Annotated in this window: 15 protein-coding genes and 1 pseudogene; 5 read left to right on the forward strand and 11 right to left on the reverse strand. The window is 52.6% G+C overall.

The window, feature by feature from the left end; translation table 11 throughout:
- Window positions 1–223 precede the first annotated feature (223 nt).
- Genes EKM88_RS11320 through EKM88_RS11340 form a run of 5 tightly spaced genes read left to right on the forward strand, consistent with a single transcriptional unit; the run spans window position 224 to window position 5,546 of the window.
- Window positions 224–478 carry a hypothetical protein gene (locus tag EKM88_RS11320; RefSeq protein ID WP_054663354.1) on the forward strand — a complete coding sequence of 85 codons (255 nt, stop codon included), beginning with the start codon at window positions 224–226 and terminating at the stop codon, window positions 476–478.
- Window positions 475–918: a hypothetical protein gene (locus tag EKM88_RS11325; protein WP_125706256.1), complete on the forward strand. Its 444-nt coding sequence runs from the start codon at window positions 475–477 to the stop codon at window positions 916–918. Before EKM88_RS11320 ends, EKM88_RS11325 begins: the two co-directional genes overlap by 4 nt.
- The gene (gene mobP2 / locus EKM88_RS11330; protein WP_125706258.1) at window positions 911–2,167 is read left to right on the forward strand and encodes a MobP2 family relaxase; all 1,257 of its coding nucleotides are present in this window, start codon (window positions 911–913) and stop codon (window positions 2,165–2,167) included. Before EKM88_RS11325 ends, mobP2 begins: the two co-directional genes overlap by 8 nt.
- 51 nt (window positions 2,168–2,218) lie before the next feature.
- The gene (locus tag EKM88_RS11335; protein ID WP_125706260.1) at window positions 2,219–4,666 is read left to right on the forward strand and encodes a DUF3991 and TOPRIM domain-containing protein; all 2,448 of its coding nucleotides are present in this window, start codon (window positions 2,219–2,221) and stop codon (window positions 4,664–4,666) included.
- Window positions 4,667–4,679: 13 nt separating this feature from the next.
- On the forward strand, window positions 4,680–5,546 hold the full coding sequence (locus tag EKM88_RS11340; protein WP_056989280.1) for a DNA/RNA non-specific endonuclease: 867 nt from the start codon (window positions 4,680–4,682) through the stop codon (window positions 5,544–5,546).
- A 184-nt stretch (window positions 5,547–5,730) separates the two neighbouring features.
- Here the strand turns inward: EKM88_RS11340 and EKM88_RS11345 are convergent, their stop codons facing one another.
- From EKM88_RS11345 to EKM88_RS13505, 11 genes and pseudogenes are all read right to left on the reverse strand, one after another.
- Complete coding sequence (locus EKM88_RS11345; protein ID WP_054663366.1) at window positions 5,731–6,117, reverse strand: type II toxin-antitoxin system PemK/MazF family toxin; 387 nt, start codon at window positions 6,115–6,117, stop codon at window positions 5,731–5,733.
- The gene (gene mazE, locus EKM88_RS11350) at window positions 6,104–6,328 is read right to left on the reverse strand and encodes a type II toxin-antitoxin system PemI/MazE family antitoxin (protein ID WP_054663376.1); all 225 of its coding nucleotides are present in this window, start codon (window positions 6,326–6,328) and stop codon (window positions 6,104–6,106) included. The genes EKM88_RS11345 and mazE overlap by 14 nt, the downstream gene beginning before the upstream one ends.
- A 128-nt stretch (window positions 6,329–6,456) precedes the next feature.
- On the reverse strand, window positions 6,457–6,807 hold the full coding sequence (locus EKM88_RS11355) for a hypothetical protein (protein ID WP_125706263.1): 351 nt from the start codon (window positions 6,805–6,807) through the stop codon (window positions 6,457–6,459).
- Window positions 6,808–6,819: 12 nt separating this feature from the next.
- Window positions 6,820–7,071: a hypothetical protein gene (locus tag EKM88_RS11360; RefSeq protein ID WP_054663372.1), complete on the reverse strand. Its 252-nt coding sequence runs from the start codon at window positions 7,069–7,071 to the stop codon at window positions 6,820–6,822.
- Window positions 7,072–8,062: 991 nt separating this feature from the next.
- Complete coding sequence (locus EKM88_RS11365) at window positions 8,063–8,929, reverse strand: hypothetical protein (protein WP_125706265.1); 867 nt, start codon at window positions 8,927–8,929, stop codon at window positions 8,063–8,065.
- Window positions 8,930–8,935: 6 nt separating this feature from the next.
- Window positions 8,936–9,331, reverse strand: a complete 396-nt coding sequence (locus EKM88_RS11370) for a hypothetical protein (protein ID WP_125706267.1) — start codon at window positions 9,329–9,331, stop codon at window positions 8,936–8,938.
- 12 nt (window positions 9,332–9,343) lie between these two features.
- Window positions 9,344–9,559: a hypothetical protein gene (locus EKM88_RS11375; protein WP_125706269.1), complete on the reverse strand. Its 216-nt coding sequence runs from the start codon at window positions 9,557–9,559 to the stop codon at window positions 9,344–9,346.
- 11 nt (window positions 9,560–9,570) lie between these two features.
- Complete coding sequence (locus EKM88_RS11380) at window positions 9,571–10,038, reverse strand: JAB domain-containing protein (protein WP_125706271.1); 468 nt, start codon at window positions 10,036–10,038, stop codon at window positions 9,571–9,573.
- A 490-nt stretch (window positions 10,039–10,528) separates the two neighbouring features.
- Window positions 10,529–11,137 carry a recombinase family protein gene (locus EKM88_RS11385; RefSeq protein WP_054664864.1) on the reverse strand — a complete coding sequence of 203 codons (609 nt, stop codon included), beginning with the start codon at window positions 11,135–11,137 and terminating at the stop codon, window positions 10,529–10,531.
- A gap of 243 nt (window positions 11,138–11,380) precedes the next feature.
- A complete protein-coding gene (locus tag EKM88_RS11390; RefSeq protein ID WP_125706273.1) occupies window positions 11,381–12,364 on the reverse strand; it encodes a hypothetical protein in 984 nt (327 codons plus the stop codon).
- A gap of 441 nt (window positions 12,365–12,805) precedes the next feature.
- Window positions 12,806–14,173, reverse strand: a pseudogene (locus EKM88_RS13505) (IS1380 family transposase).
- Window positions 14,174–14,255: the final 82 nt, after the last annotated feature.

Consider the following 14,255-nt stretch of genomic DNA (forward strand, 5'->3'; position numbering starts at 1 on the left):
TTTTGGGTCCGTGGGCGTAGCGGGCTATAACGTGGGTTTTAGGGCCTAATTCCGCTATCACCCAGAATCAACCCGCACTGCGGGTTCTATCACAATGTGATAGCAGATTTCTATTATGCTCTTTCAAATGGCTTGGGCTTTTCGCCCCAGCCAGACCTTTGAACCGCCCCGCCGCAAGCGGCAGTAGAAAACAGTGCACCCTTATATGGAAGGAGGAGGCAACGTGGCAACTACAATCATTCGCAACATTCGTAGTGCAGATCTAGCGGTCATCGACGACGCTGCGTCAAAAAAAGGAGTCTCAAGAGAGCAATTCCTGAGACAACTGATCCACACCTCGGCGTCGCAATATTTCAGCGATCACGACAAGGAAAGCCTGGAGGAAACGTTGCGCAAAGCCGAAACGGTGATTGCGGAATCGACAAAAGCCATTAACAGTTTCGTCGCTGTTCTTGGCAACAAACAGGAGGGGCTATGACAAAAGTTCGTAAGCACATCATGCTTGAGGACACCTCCAAGAATGGGTTGTCTTGGGAGTGGCTAGCCGACTACATGAAGGAAAATGGCATCCGTACGCTTGGTGATGGACTGCAACATCTCTTTATAGAATATCGGCAACTGCAACGGCAGGTTGCTGGTCAAGAGAACCTTGCAAAAGCAATCGCCAAGGAGGTTAAACCTCAGCTTGATCCAATTCGTATTCGGACGGGTTATGTCGATAAGAACGTGCGGGTGCTCACCAATTTACTCAACTCGTATTTGATTATCAGTGGCATGGAAGACGCGATTCCGGTGACCGATGTTATGGCGGAATCTATTACCGCAACACAGAAGCAGGTCGCAGATCAGATCCATGCTTACCAGGTCGCACGTAAGGATAAGCTAACGAGATCGACGCGGGGTGATGGTGATGAGTAAGTCACCTGGCATCGTGACCGTAATGAAATTTGTCCCAGCACCCGACAAGAAGTTCAGCGGTTACGTGAACTACATGGATAGGCCGGACGCAATGCGCGGTGATCACTTCAAGGACTGGAACGTTAACCGTTTCGACGGCTACAACCATTACATGAATAACCCAGAAAAGAGCAAAGGGCTGTTCACGGCAGGTAAGGATTCTTTAACGCAGGAGGAACGCACCGAGCTGAAACGACAGTTTGCGCTCGCACAGAAAAACGGCTCGCTAATGTGGCAAACTGTAGTGAGTTTCGATAACCGGTTTCTCGCAGACCACGGGCTTTATAATCTGCAAAGCAAGCAGCTCGACCAGGAGAAAATACAACAGACAATTCGTAATGGCATGAGTGGTCTTCTAATCAATGAAGGTTTAGCCAACACGGCGGTGTGGTCAGCATCAATTCACCTCAATACTGACAACATTCACGTGCATATTGCGTTTGTAGAACCTGAACCAACGCGCCAGAGTATCCTGATTCATGATTCCGAAGGCCAGGTGAAAGAGGCAGCAAACGGTATGATAAAACGCTCGACTATTTCCGCCTTTAAGTCCTCAATCGCAAATGAGTTAATCAACCGGGATCAGTCGCTTGCTCGACTTTCCATCCTGATACGTAATGAGCTTCCGCAGCATGACTATGACTGGGGGAAGCTCCCGAACTTTGACTTGCTGCGGTTGTACCAACAGATCTACAAAGCGCTTCCTGACGATAAGCGGAAGTGGAAGTACAACATGAACGCGCTTCAAGAAGCGCGACCGCTGCTCGACGCGTTTAGCTCCAAATTCATGCAGCGGTATCACGCAAATGAGTTGCAAGAGTTTGATCAAGCGCTGAAGGCCGAGACAGATTTTCGCGAGGCACTGTATGGTTCTGGTCAAGAAGGTAAGGAAGCTGGTCGGGCCAAAGACTACGAACACGGTAAGTATGATGAATTGTACGCCAGGATGGGCAACTCGATCCTGAGCGAGATGAGAAAGACAGACGACGCGGTTTATAGGAAGGAGCATCCGAACGGGCTCTCCAACCACAAGGCCCAGCGAGGCCAGCCTAACCAGGGCATCTTCCAAGCCTTGTCGTCTATCCGCCGGGCGCTTTCCGGCGACATGAAGGCGCGTGCGAAAGCACAGCGCGACTATGAACGAATGCAGGATGAAAAAGAAGCTGACCGCCAGCGTCAGCAGAATCAGGGCTATGGCCCTGAACGATGATCGCAGCCAATCAGGTTGCGATTTTTTTGTGCTCAAAAGGAGGAATGACAGATGGCAACAGAAGCAACGATTGCACCGGTCACTGATGATCAAATTCTCAAATACTTGGCCGATATTGGCGATGAACTGACGACTAACCCGCGTGAAGGCATCTTTGTTTTGCGCAACGGCAGTATCATCAGTGGTCAATATGAAATGGGAACCCGTGGCGTCGATCACAACGACCTTCTCGGCCTTTTCCCAGGGCTGGATGTAACCGACGGGCACGTTGAACCATGGGGCCAGGTTCATGCCGCGACGGGCGTTGTACGCCTGGTCGCTGAGTCTGGAAAGGCACTGGTCATGGAAGGCCAGGATCTGACCGCAGCGCAGCGGAAGGTCGTACGTGATGGCAGTTATGAAGTGGTGGCGGCTACGCCAGCCGTCACCCTTGCACCAGCATCCAATCAGTCGCAGCCTCAACATTCAGAACAAAGAGACCCGGCATCAATCGTACCGGAGGTACCACACGCGGCGACAGGGAACCTGGATGAAATCATGATTAAATCTGATCAGGCCAGCGCATGGTGGTTCAAACAGCTTCGCGAACACGCCGGGCAAGCACTCAAGATTACCCAGGTAGACGCTAATGGTGAAGAGCGATTGTATGCAACACTGACGAAGAGTAGCCGCCCAGATGTAGATTTACAACTGACCAGTTTTGCTAAGGACGGCGGGCCACAGAGCCACCTGGAATTTAGCCAAAACACGCTGAAGGAATGGGAAAACAACCCGTTGCTGAGTGAGTTGCCGCATTCCTCGCCGGACACGCACTACCTGGCTAGCTGGGAAGAACAGACGGTAGAAAAAGCAAAACCAAAGTCCGCTAACAAGGGCATCACGGAGAAGATGATCTTGCATGCCAAGGCAGTTTCCATCCTTGATGTTGCCGCCAAGAATGGCGTGAACTTGGTACATGACGGAGGTGATTATTGGTCTTGGGATCAGCACGATTCACTGAAAGTGAATGCCCGAAAGAACCAATTCATTTGGAACAGCCGCCAGGTAGGGGGGTCAACCATCGACTTCATGATGAAGGTTGTCGGCGTCGATAACTTCCAAAAGGCAGTGACCGCATTAAACGACGACAGTCTCTCCACCACCAAAGTGGCTGCTGAAGACCGGCAACCGTTTAAGTACGACATTCAAAACTCTCAAGATTTCACCAAGGCTCGCGATTACCTAACGCTGGCACGCGGTCTAAATCCCTCGATTGTGGATCAGCTTCACCAGCGCGGCTTCATTCAACAGGACAGCAAGGGCAACGCGGTGTTTGTCTGGGCACATGATGGTGAGCGCGTTGGCGCTTCGATTCAGGGAACGACGATCGACAAGAAACGCAACGGCCCACGCGGTACCTTCAAGCAGATTGCTAAGAACTCAGAGCAGGACTACGGTTTCAACTTCTCCATCGGTCGGCCGAAACAACTGTACGTCTTTGAGTCGCCAATCGACGCGTTATCGTACTTGAGTCTGCACCCGCAAACAAAGGACACGATGTTCTTTGCGATGGATGGACTAAAGCCGCAGACCGTCACAAAAGCAATGGCATACTTTCATTCCCGCACTGGCGCCGTTCCCGAACGGGTCGGCTTTGGTGTAGACAATGACCCAGCCGGGCACCGCTTCTTTGATGAGATGATCAACAAACACGCTTTTGTGAACGTCAAAACCGGGGAGACCCTTCCATACGGGCACTTCATGGTTGATAACCTGGCAATTCCACAGGAACGCCTAAAGGTTCTGCAACAGCAGGCCGCCACCGCTGGTGTTCCATGGGAGCCGCTCGCCGCACTGGATAAAGTAGAAACCAACTTTCATGACGACAAGGAGGTCAACAACTGGTTTGGCCTGAAAGGCGGTTTCACTCACAGCGACGGAATGGCGGCCGGTGAAGCATATGAAGAGCGTACTGGCCAGCTGGCCGGTCTCATGCACGACCTGACCGGCCAAAATGGTCTGGATTATCAGGCGCTGGTCAAGCGCCTGGATCCGGCCCTCGATCCAACCATGCAACATGCAGTGATCACCAAGATAAAGTCATATGCTGGGCAGTACGAAAGGCTGGGCGTGAAACCGGTAAGGTATGAGATCAAAGATTGGAACGACCGACTGAAGCAGGTGCAAAACGAGAGCGGGTTTCCCACCCGCGTAATCGACCGGATTTATGCCAAGAAGGACGAAGAGAACGCACTGAAGGTGATTCAAGAACGGAACCAAGATGGTGACAATCGCTTAAAAGCGGTACAGGCGAATCAGCTCAATAAGGGTCTGTTTGAGGCTGACTCACCGCAGGAGATGGCCTACCTGATCAAGACCTATGGTTATAGCGCCGTTGATAAAGAAGACGAGCGAAAGTACCAGCAAGCACCAGGCGTCAAGGCAGAGGCATCGCAAAAGCAAGCTCCGGCATTAGCTCAGCAGCCCGCACAGGCCGCCGCACAAGCAGCCGGACGATAGGGGGCCGGAAACAATGAAGACGAAGTATTTGGGCCGCCTCTTGACCTTGGGTGCGGCCCTGGTCGCACTCAGTGGCTGTAAGGCGGTGGATGGAATATCAAGCCTCCTCCCAGGAGCAACGGTGGAGAACAGTAAGGCCGACAACGCTTTAATCAAGACACCCTTCAGCATTAAAAAGTATCCGCAGAACTACATGGTGGTGAAGGACAACAAACCGGAGTTTGAGGGCGTGTTCGCGCGTACTGTTAGCCGTGACTTGAAGGAGCCTAGCTATATCACAGCGACGACTGATTACTCGACTCTTGATCGCGCCGGGAGAACCCAGGGCGTGACGGCAATCGTTACCTATCAGTCGATGATGTTTCACAACAGTAGTGTTGTCAGCCGGCCCGCCTTCCCAGAAGAAACGCGAGTTTCTGGCGAGTATTTGCATGCCAAATACACGGCAACGAAAGACTCAGTAGAGAAGGGGTGGCATGGCGGCATCAATAACAACCGCATTGTGCAACTCACGGGGTACCGGGGATACTTGTACAACAAGTCGCACCTGGTCGCCTGGTCACTCAATGGAGACATGCAAACCCACAACGTGATTCTTGGCACGCGGGCGCAAAATGTGGGCACCAACGACATGCGTAACCCTGGCGGCATGGCTTATCCTGAGACTCTCACACGAAATTACCTGCAAGCGCACCAGGACGAAGCGGTCGCATACCAGGCCATACCCATATATAGTGGATCGGAGTTGGTACCGCGTGGCGTACACGTGATTGTACAGTCCCTCAAAAATCCGAACGGTCTGCGCCTGAACCTCTGGGTCTTTAACCAGCAGGCGGGCGTTAAAATCAACTATAAGACTGGGCAATTCAGCCTAAAATGATGACGACACCTGTTTACGCATGGTGAATGATTATGCTTCAAAATTGCATTAGTTCCGTCGCCGACGCGGGCGGCGGGGCTATTTTTTTGCCCTATTTTGAGGCCGTTGCCGCATAGTTGTTCGCCGTCTCGCACAAAAACGCGTCAGAATCGCCTCTGACGACACCAAAAAAGGCTGATATTAGTCAGCCTTTGACTGAGCCACGCTTCCGGGGTTCAGTAGCATTGATTACGTCGTTGATTGTTTGTAACGCTTGCGCCAGCGTGTCGGTTGCAACGGTCTCGATCCGCTCAAATCGCCGACGACGGAAATCAAACGTATGAAATTGAAGCGGGTTGATGTACCCTTCCGTTTTCTTCTGGTGAAGTGGAATGAGCAGTCCGGTGTCTCTGAATCGGTTGCTGTCTGCATGAGTAATCGGGCACACGACCGCAAGGCCCGTTAATTTTGCGTACTGGGCATTGCTGACGACTAGGGCTGGTCGGCGCTTCTGAATCTCCTTGCCAGCACTGGGGTCAAAACTGGCACTCACGATGTCGCCTTTGTGCGGAATGTACTCAGTCCCACTCACTATCCAGCACCTCCTGGTCACCCAGTACGTCGTTTTGCTTGAGGTCTGCTTTGAACCATTCACCTTCAAATGGGTTGCGGTGCTTTGGGGTAAAAACGATGGCTCCGTCGGCTTTACGTTGCACGTCAAATTCCTGTCCTTCTTCGACGCGAAGTTCCTTTGGTACTGTCAGCGTCACAGAGTTTCCAACTGATCTGGCTTTGACTGTCATTCTGAATCGCCCCTCTCGTATACACGTAGTATACACCTCGGCGGGTTTTCTGTCCATTATATCCTTCGGGGAACACGTTCAATCGTCATTAGCGCATAGAAAAAAGCCGCCTCAACGGCGGCATCCTATTATTGTGCTTCCCAGAAAAAGTTGGCTGGCAGGTACTCGTCTCTCTCAACCTCGTTGAGTACGTCCCACTCTGAAGCGGCCTTTCGCAAGATTCGTTTGATTTCCCGGCCTTCGTCCGCCACCATCTCTGCTTGCCACTGTGCAGTCGCCTGATTAGCGCCGGGGTCGGTAGACTCAGTGGCTGAAGTAAACGACAAGTCTTGAACAATACCATTGAAGATGACCTCTTCAGTTGAGGTTAGGCCCTGGTCAACGACGATGTTGTAGAACTCAGCATCAAGCAGATCCCCTAAACTTTCATCTTCGCCGTTATACGCTTCTACCAGCTTTGCAAAGGTTGCGATTTCCATTTTGGTTGCCTCCTAAAATGTCGAAACGTGAGCATCTTCGATTGCGTCAAGGATTTGGGTGTAATCAGATTTAGTTGATTGCTCATAGATTCTTGAGGAATAAGGTGATGTGACCGTGACCTGAACGCTGTCTTCTTTTTCAACGGTGCTGACGGCCACCAGTCCGAACACGTATAGCCCGCATCCATCGCCGCCGAACGTCTCGCCTTCCTCACCATAATCCGCTGTGGCCATCACGCTGTAAAAATCTGCTAGTGTTCTCATGTTTGCCCTCCTTGGCTTTTGCCCGACCTTCTACTGCGCATTTGCGCCTTTCGTTGACTCTCAACGTCGTAGCCGTAACACCGGGTTCCTGGAGCAAGCAAGGGTGGGCTGAGCGCAAAAAGTTTTGCCGGGCTTGCAAAAGTTTTTCGCCCCTTGCTGGCGGAAGGGTTCCGGTGTAGCCGCGCAGCGGCGGTAGGCGGAGCGTGAGAACCAATGAAAGGCGCCAGGTCTTGCTGGCAGATCGCCAGGCGCTGCACAGCAGCGCAAGCCTTTGAAACTACCCGTTCTTGGTAGTTTCAGGCCGCCGCGCGGCCGAGGGAGCTTCTGGAGGCGACAAACGAGTGCGGCTGGGTTTTGCCGTACCGTTAACTATGCTGCATCCTTTTGATCGTTCGCTTCGTGATCTGTGTTGCCCGGAGGGCGTGAGGGGGCGTGGCCCCCGCCCTCCCAGCCGGGACGGCCGCCGCACTGCTCCCTCGGCCGCGCGGCGGCTACCCGGCGAGATGGCAATCAAATACCGTCAAACGCTTGTGGCTCTAAGCATTTGACGGCATCTGTGATATAATATAGGAAGCAGAAAAGTTAATGAGCGGTGGTATCTTCATATTCGGGAGAAGGTGAGGCTTATGGGCGTAAGGTTCATAACCTTTAATTCCAACGGAAGGAGGTACGGGTTTGCTTTTGATTGGCGCTTTGGCGACAATCACGGCCTTTGTCAGTGCGCTAGCTCTGCTTGTCCTCGCGGTAACGCGATTGGTCAATGCAGTGCGCAAGCTGATGAAAGCAACCGGCTTCGGCCGGAAAAAATGAGCAAACTAAAAGCCGCTTCAACTTTGGCGAGAGGTCGCGGCTTTAGTTTGTGACTTTTGTACCACCGTTCTTTAAACGGCTTCTGCTGTGGAAGGGCACTCCTTGTGGGGTGCCTTTTCGCTTGTCTATATTATAACACGGTCTCAATGTGAAGGAAACGGGCCAGCTCCCGCTGGGCCTCTTACGCCACTTGATACACGCCGCGTGTGACACGTTCAAAATAGCGTTCGTCCTGCACCACCTGTCGGGCCTTTGCTTGCCAGTTAGGGTTTCCTTGCGCCTTGGCAGTCTTGGCCAAGGCGTCGTATAGGTCGGCCAGCTTCGTAACGCCGCGTCCCCTGACAATAGAATAGATGAGGTCCCGCCAAGTTGCGTGTGGCATGTCGGCCATTGTTCGGGTGAAGTCTTTGGTGTACTTGATGTTGACCTGCCAGATTTCGCCCTTTTTGAATACCAACAAGTGCTCGTGCGCGATAGGGACAAACGTCCCGCCGTAGCTCTTCCGCCCGCTAACAGTGTTGAACTGCTCCTTGATGAGGTGACACTCTAGGTCGCCGTACCAAGTCATGTCCTTAATAATCGAGTAGTAGTGACCTTTCTTGCGAACGTCTCCGACTAGGAAAGCATGTCGTCCGCCCTTGACCAGACTGTCGTATATCTTCTCGTTGATAATGTCTAGCTCCTTGATGAAGTCCGCGTAGGGCATGGCATTTGATAGGTCGTCCGGGTCGTAGGCGCCGCGTTGGGTCGCGTAGTCGATGATGTCCCAGTACGGCGGGTGCGAGAACACAAGGTCTGACTGCACCGGCATGTCGTCCTTGAGCGCGTCCCAGCCGGTCAATAGGTCTAGGTGAACACTGTCAGTGAGGCCAAGGTCGGTAGCTACGTCCTTGCCCGTGCCGCCACCGCTAAAGACCTCCACAAATTTCTTCGGCCGATACGTCTCTAGTAAGTCTTTGATGACGTGGCCTGATACGTTACCTCGGTAACTGCTCTTGCCCCACCGGCCCCGGTCTTGGTAACTTAGAATGCTTGATTTCAATGGCATTTTTGCTCACGCTCCTAACATTGCTTGGTCAAATACCGCTTTCAGGTCGGGGGCCAAAAGTCCGCCGTCGGGCCCGGCCAGCGCCGCTAGCGTGGCCCGATTGACGGCCTCCAGCTCTTGCTGGCTGGCCTTACTAGGGTTGATGCCCAGCTCAATGCACAACAAGGCCGATACGTACCATTCACGGTTTCCCTTGTTGAACTCCACCAGCGTCTTGTAATAGGCATTAACCATGCTGACGCTAACGCTGTCCGCGACAACCTCCTCTAGCTGTTTGGTGAGGAGCTTCTTGTAGTGTTTTTTGGGTACCACGGTTTCATTCCAGCAGTACGTCATGTCCTGCATGGTCTGGGCCAGCTTGTCGGCTGGTTGCTTCACAACGTCCTCGTATACCGTCTTCATACTGTCCGCCTCCTATCCGATGTAGTCCATGCCGATGATTACGTGCTCTGGGTTGTCGGCCTGTGCAACGTTCACACCGTACTCGTCTGGCCGTCGAACGGATTGTGCAAGAATGCTCTGCTTGCCCGCTTTAAGAGCCTCTAGCTCATTGCGTGCGCTGACGTGTTCCGACCAGTCGGCCTGCTCTCCCAGAATTTGATACCCGCAATAGATGATATATGATTTCATGATTATCCCTCCTAGGCCATGTGGGCGTTGCTCTTGATTGAGTACGCGTCTTCCGGCGATACGACCAGACTATCTAACATTTTGATACCCACAACGTTCCCGGCTAGCTCCATTGCTTGCATCTGCTGGCGGTCTGCGTCCGATGGGGTGCAATCACCGCTGGGTTGGTTGTGAGCCATGATGAAGCTCACGGCGTTGCACAACAGCGCTGATTGTAAGATTTCGCGTGGTGCGGCAAGGGCCTTGTTGACTGTGCCAGTGAACACGCGTTGGGCGGCGATGACTTGGTTCTTAGTATCTAGGAACATTGCCAACAGACTCTCGCTGGCATCGTCGCCGATGATTTGTTGGGCCACGTATGTTGCCGTGAGCTCGCCAAGGATAGGAACCCCGGCCCATGACAGCGGTATTTTCGTTTGCACCAGTTTCACAGATGTTACCATAACCGCATTTTGAGTTACTTTGATTGTCGTCTTCATCAGATTACCTCCTGGGCTTCCGGCCCGACCTTCTACTGCGCATTTGCGCTTTTCTTCATCTCTCGACGTCGTAGCCGTAACACCGGGTTCCTGGAACCGGCAAGGGTGGGCTGAGCGCAAAAAGTTTTGCCGGGTTTGCAAAAGTTTTTCGCCCCTTGCCGGTGGAAGGGTTCCGGTGTAGCCGCGAAGCGGCGTTAGGCGTAGCGCGAGAGATGAAGAAAAGCGCGGCGGGCTTCTGGCGGTACGCCAGGCACTGTGAAGCAGGGCAAGCACTGATCACTCCTTCTGGATTCTTGCAAGACCGCAAAACAGCAGTAGGAGACTAAAGTAACCGTGGCGTGCGCAAGGGCCCCCTGGGCGCGCCGCCACATAACGTTGAACAGCCTACACTCGGTTTGTGAGTGCAGGCTGTGGCCTGGCTTGAAGGATCAAAAAAAGAGAACCACCATCCTGGTCTTCTCAACCTGGGCACCGGTTCTCGTTTCTGTAATCAGTCCTTGAGGTGATCTCTCTTGATGATTCGGTAGACAGTACTGCGCGCGACGCCGATTCTTCGCGCAACTTCCTTTGTGGGCACGCCTTCGCCAACAAGCTTCACCAGCTGCTCGTAGGCCAAACGATTCTTGGCGTTCTGAACGTCGGCGGAGTACAAGATTCGGCCACCTTTATACGCGCCGCGTTTCTTAGCTTCGGCGATGCCTTCTTGTTGCCGCTCCAGAATCTTTCTGCGCTCTTCCTCGGCCTGGTATTTGTTCAGCTCCAGGAAAATGTTGATGATCAGGCGGCGCAAGTTAGGTTCCTTGATCTCGCTAAAAGTAGGCAAACTCAAGATGTTCAGCATAGCGCCTTTGCTGTTGATGATCCCGATGACCTGGCTCAGCTCAGCGTTATTGCGACCCAGGCGATCTACGCTAAGCACCGCCACCTCGTCGCCTTCATGGATGTAATCAAGCATCGCCCTGAGCTGCGGCCGCTCCAGGTTTTTGCCGCTTAGCTTGTCGGCAAATACCTTCGTGACGCCCGCCTGGTCAAAGGCGGCAAATTGACGCGCCAAATTTTGATCTGTCGTGCTGACTCGCGCATAACCAACTTTGGCCATTAGTGTCCACCTCTCTGCTTAGCGTGCAAGTCGTGGTTGAGGCCGGCCTGCTGCAAGGCTAGCTCGGTCGCGAGTAGCCGATTGATAAGTTCCGAAGTTCGTTCGCCACTTGTGCTTTTGACCTGGTCTAGCACTAAGCGCTGCTCAGGCGTCATTGTGACCTTAATCTGTGTATTCGTTGCCTTGATTGCCAAAGTTACCCCACCTTTCAGCACAACTTTGGGCCGAGTTGGCCCACTTTGTCTAAATCTCCTCAAGCTCGATGTTGTCTAGGTTCGCGTGCGGGTGATCTTTACGATAAGCCTTGTACGCTTCCGTGCGGTTGAGACCGCGATATTGGCCAGCGGGTTTGCGGTATTCTCGTTCAGTACCATCCTTTTGCGTGCGTCGCGTGACCTTGATTGCCTGGTACTTTCTGGGCTTCAGCACCGGGGCCTGGTCTGTTGGTACATACACAGGTTTGTCTTCTTTGCTTAGCGCCTCATAGGCTGGACGCAGCACTTCTGTTTCCAGCAATGGCGGGTGTCCTTCCTCCCAGGGCTGATCTTCAACCAGAGAAAGATTACCGCTCACCACTTCGGTCTGCTGGGTTGGCCAGTACCCCCGGCCAGCGCCTTCCCATCTAATAATAGGTTCTTCAGAGAACGGGCTGAAGAACTCACTTTCCCGTCGTGTCAGTGCCGCAGCACTGTAACGAACCTTGAACCTTGGCTGATAGCCAAACTGCTTCTCCAGCTCCGCTTCGATTTCAGCGCGTTTCTCCACCGGATAGGCGCGGAATATGCGGCTCTCCGTATGCAGCCTCGGCAGCTTTGATTCCCATTGCCACCAGGCGTCCAGGTGGTCACTTGCAAGCGTTTCGCGTTGGTGCCAATCAAAGCTAAACGGATCCAGCTTGCTTCGGTCTGGTGTTTTGACGAGGAACTTGCCTTCAAAGGAGGCCGTGATAACGTCCGCCGACTCAATCACATCAAAGCCTCGCGGAGGCTGATCATCTGATGAGTGCCCGATAACCCCGGCATACAGATCCAACGGCCGGATCGCCTCTGCCTCACGTTCCTTCAATGCTGCGCGCTGGCTTTGTACCATTTTCTCAACTGCAACGAGATCGTCAGCCGTGGCGTATCGTTGGATGAAGCGCTTGGTTGCACTTCGATCGCTAGCAATCCGGGTCGCTTCTCGGTGAGCTGCGTTCCATTTCTGCTGCTTACTGATTGTTTTCGCCAATGCCTTCACTCCCGTCGTTGTGTTCTGATTAAGCGATTCCGACTATTTACTTCTATTATAGATGGGGTTCTCCGATAAGTACATACACATGTACCGAACCGTGGAAATTTCTTTTTCTTTGATAATACACCCTGGTGGGACACGATAAACGTTAATTTGACGGGTTCCGAAAATGTCCCACCAGGGTATACCCTGGTGGGACTGAGCTTCAGCAGCTGGACGCGGCACTACCGGGCTGCATAATCTTTTGATGAGAAGGCGAAAGAATGAATCTTGGATTATTCACCTCGGTATTTGGGACATGAAATCGCATCTGGCCGGTCTGAAAGCAACGTTTGGAGCGTTGCGAATACTGACTGAGCGGAGAAGTTGGTGATCGATGCACCACGAACAGACCGACCCAGTTTTCGGCTCGACGCACGACCTATTCAGTTATTCAGTTCAGGTCGCCAACTGATGGACTTCGTCCATGAGCCGACTAAACCAGTTCTTGTAAACATAGTTAGAAGCAAGATGAATCACCACACGACGGGCGTGCCAAGTAATCCTACCGGCGATGTGAAAGAGACTGAACCGTAGCGAGGAGATGGTTGAACGACGGTCTTCCGAGACAAAGAGCTGTTTAAAGAGCTGAACCAGGTTATAGGCAATACCGGTGATCAAGGCTCGTGCAGTGTTCCGTGCAAAAGTTGAGCTGTCTGTTTTGTCAAAGCCAAACCCGCATTTCAGCTCCTTAATTTGGTTCTCAGCATTGCCCCGCTGTCTATAGGTCTTGAACAAAGTCTCTGGAGCCTCGGAGGCCAGGCTGGTCACTACGAATGCGTGGTTCCAGGGAACTAGCTCATCTGCCGTATGAGTAGAACATACGATAACACGGCGAGCTTTACCCCATGACGCGGCCTGATACTTGAATTCGTGGTAGACGCATTTGCTCTCTTCATATTTTGGAGGGCAATCCACTAAGGCCGTTTCTGCCAGCTTCCCAAGCTTTGAATTTGCCTTGAGTCAAACCAAAAAGTCGACGCCATGTGTGTCGCACATCTCGTAAAATTTTGGCGCAGCAAACCCCGAATCGCCTCGAATGATGACGCTGGTGCTTTGAGGGAGCGCCGATAGGCGCGAAAAAGTTGTCTCGACGAACTTATCGGCTTCCTTGCCGGTGTACTCATTGCCAGGGCGCATCAAGGCGTCTAAGAGCAACCCGGACTCTTGATCAAATACAACCTGAGGGTGATATCCATAGGCCATATAGTGAGCGTTGAAGGCGGACCGTTCTTGATTACCGAAAGTATCACAATGCGTTGAGTCTATATCCAGCACGAAGCGGGATTGACCACTAAGACGGAAAGCCAAGGCGGCTACTTGCCAGATAAGCTTCCGAAAGTCATCTAGGTCGGCGTCTTCAAGGCGCTTGAAAAACCGTGAAAGTGAGGGCTGTGAGACTAGCCGAGAGCTACCCAAGGTGGCCGCCAGTACGGGATCACGTTGCCAGTCATTGGCACTACTGTCATGTAAATATCCGGCAACGTCGAGCAACAATTTTTCCAAGAAGATGTCGACCATCGAGGCCTTCCAGAATCGTCGTTGGTCTGGTAACTTGAGGCACTGATTGGCAAGTTGCCTAAAGTTGATACGATGAAGAAACTCTTGGAACAAAACGAGCCCGGCGTCATTTGAAAGTTGACCGCCGTCGGCGGTCACAGTCACATTGGTATTGCATTGCAGGGATAAGCTGGTTAAAGTTGAGATGGTGTGAAGCCTCGCTTTCGTGATGGTTTTCGTTGACTCAACCTTAGCATATAGGCGCACCCAATGGGTGAAACACCAAAGCAGCGCAGTCCCGTGTGAATCGTGGGATTGCGCTGCCTTTTTGAAATTCTATGAATAATCC

The sequence above is a fragment of the Lacticaseibacillus daqingensis genome, assembly GCF_003946115.1.
GTDB lineage: Bacteria > Bacillota > Bacilli > Lactobacillales > Lactobacillaceae > Lacticaseibacillus > Lacticaseibacillus daqingensis.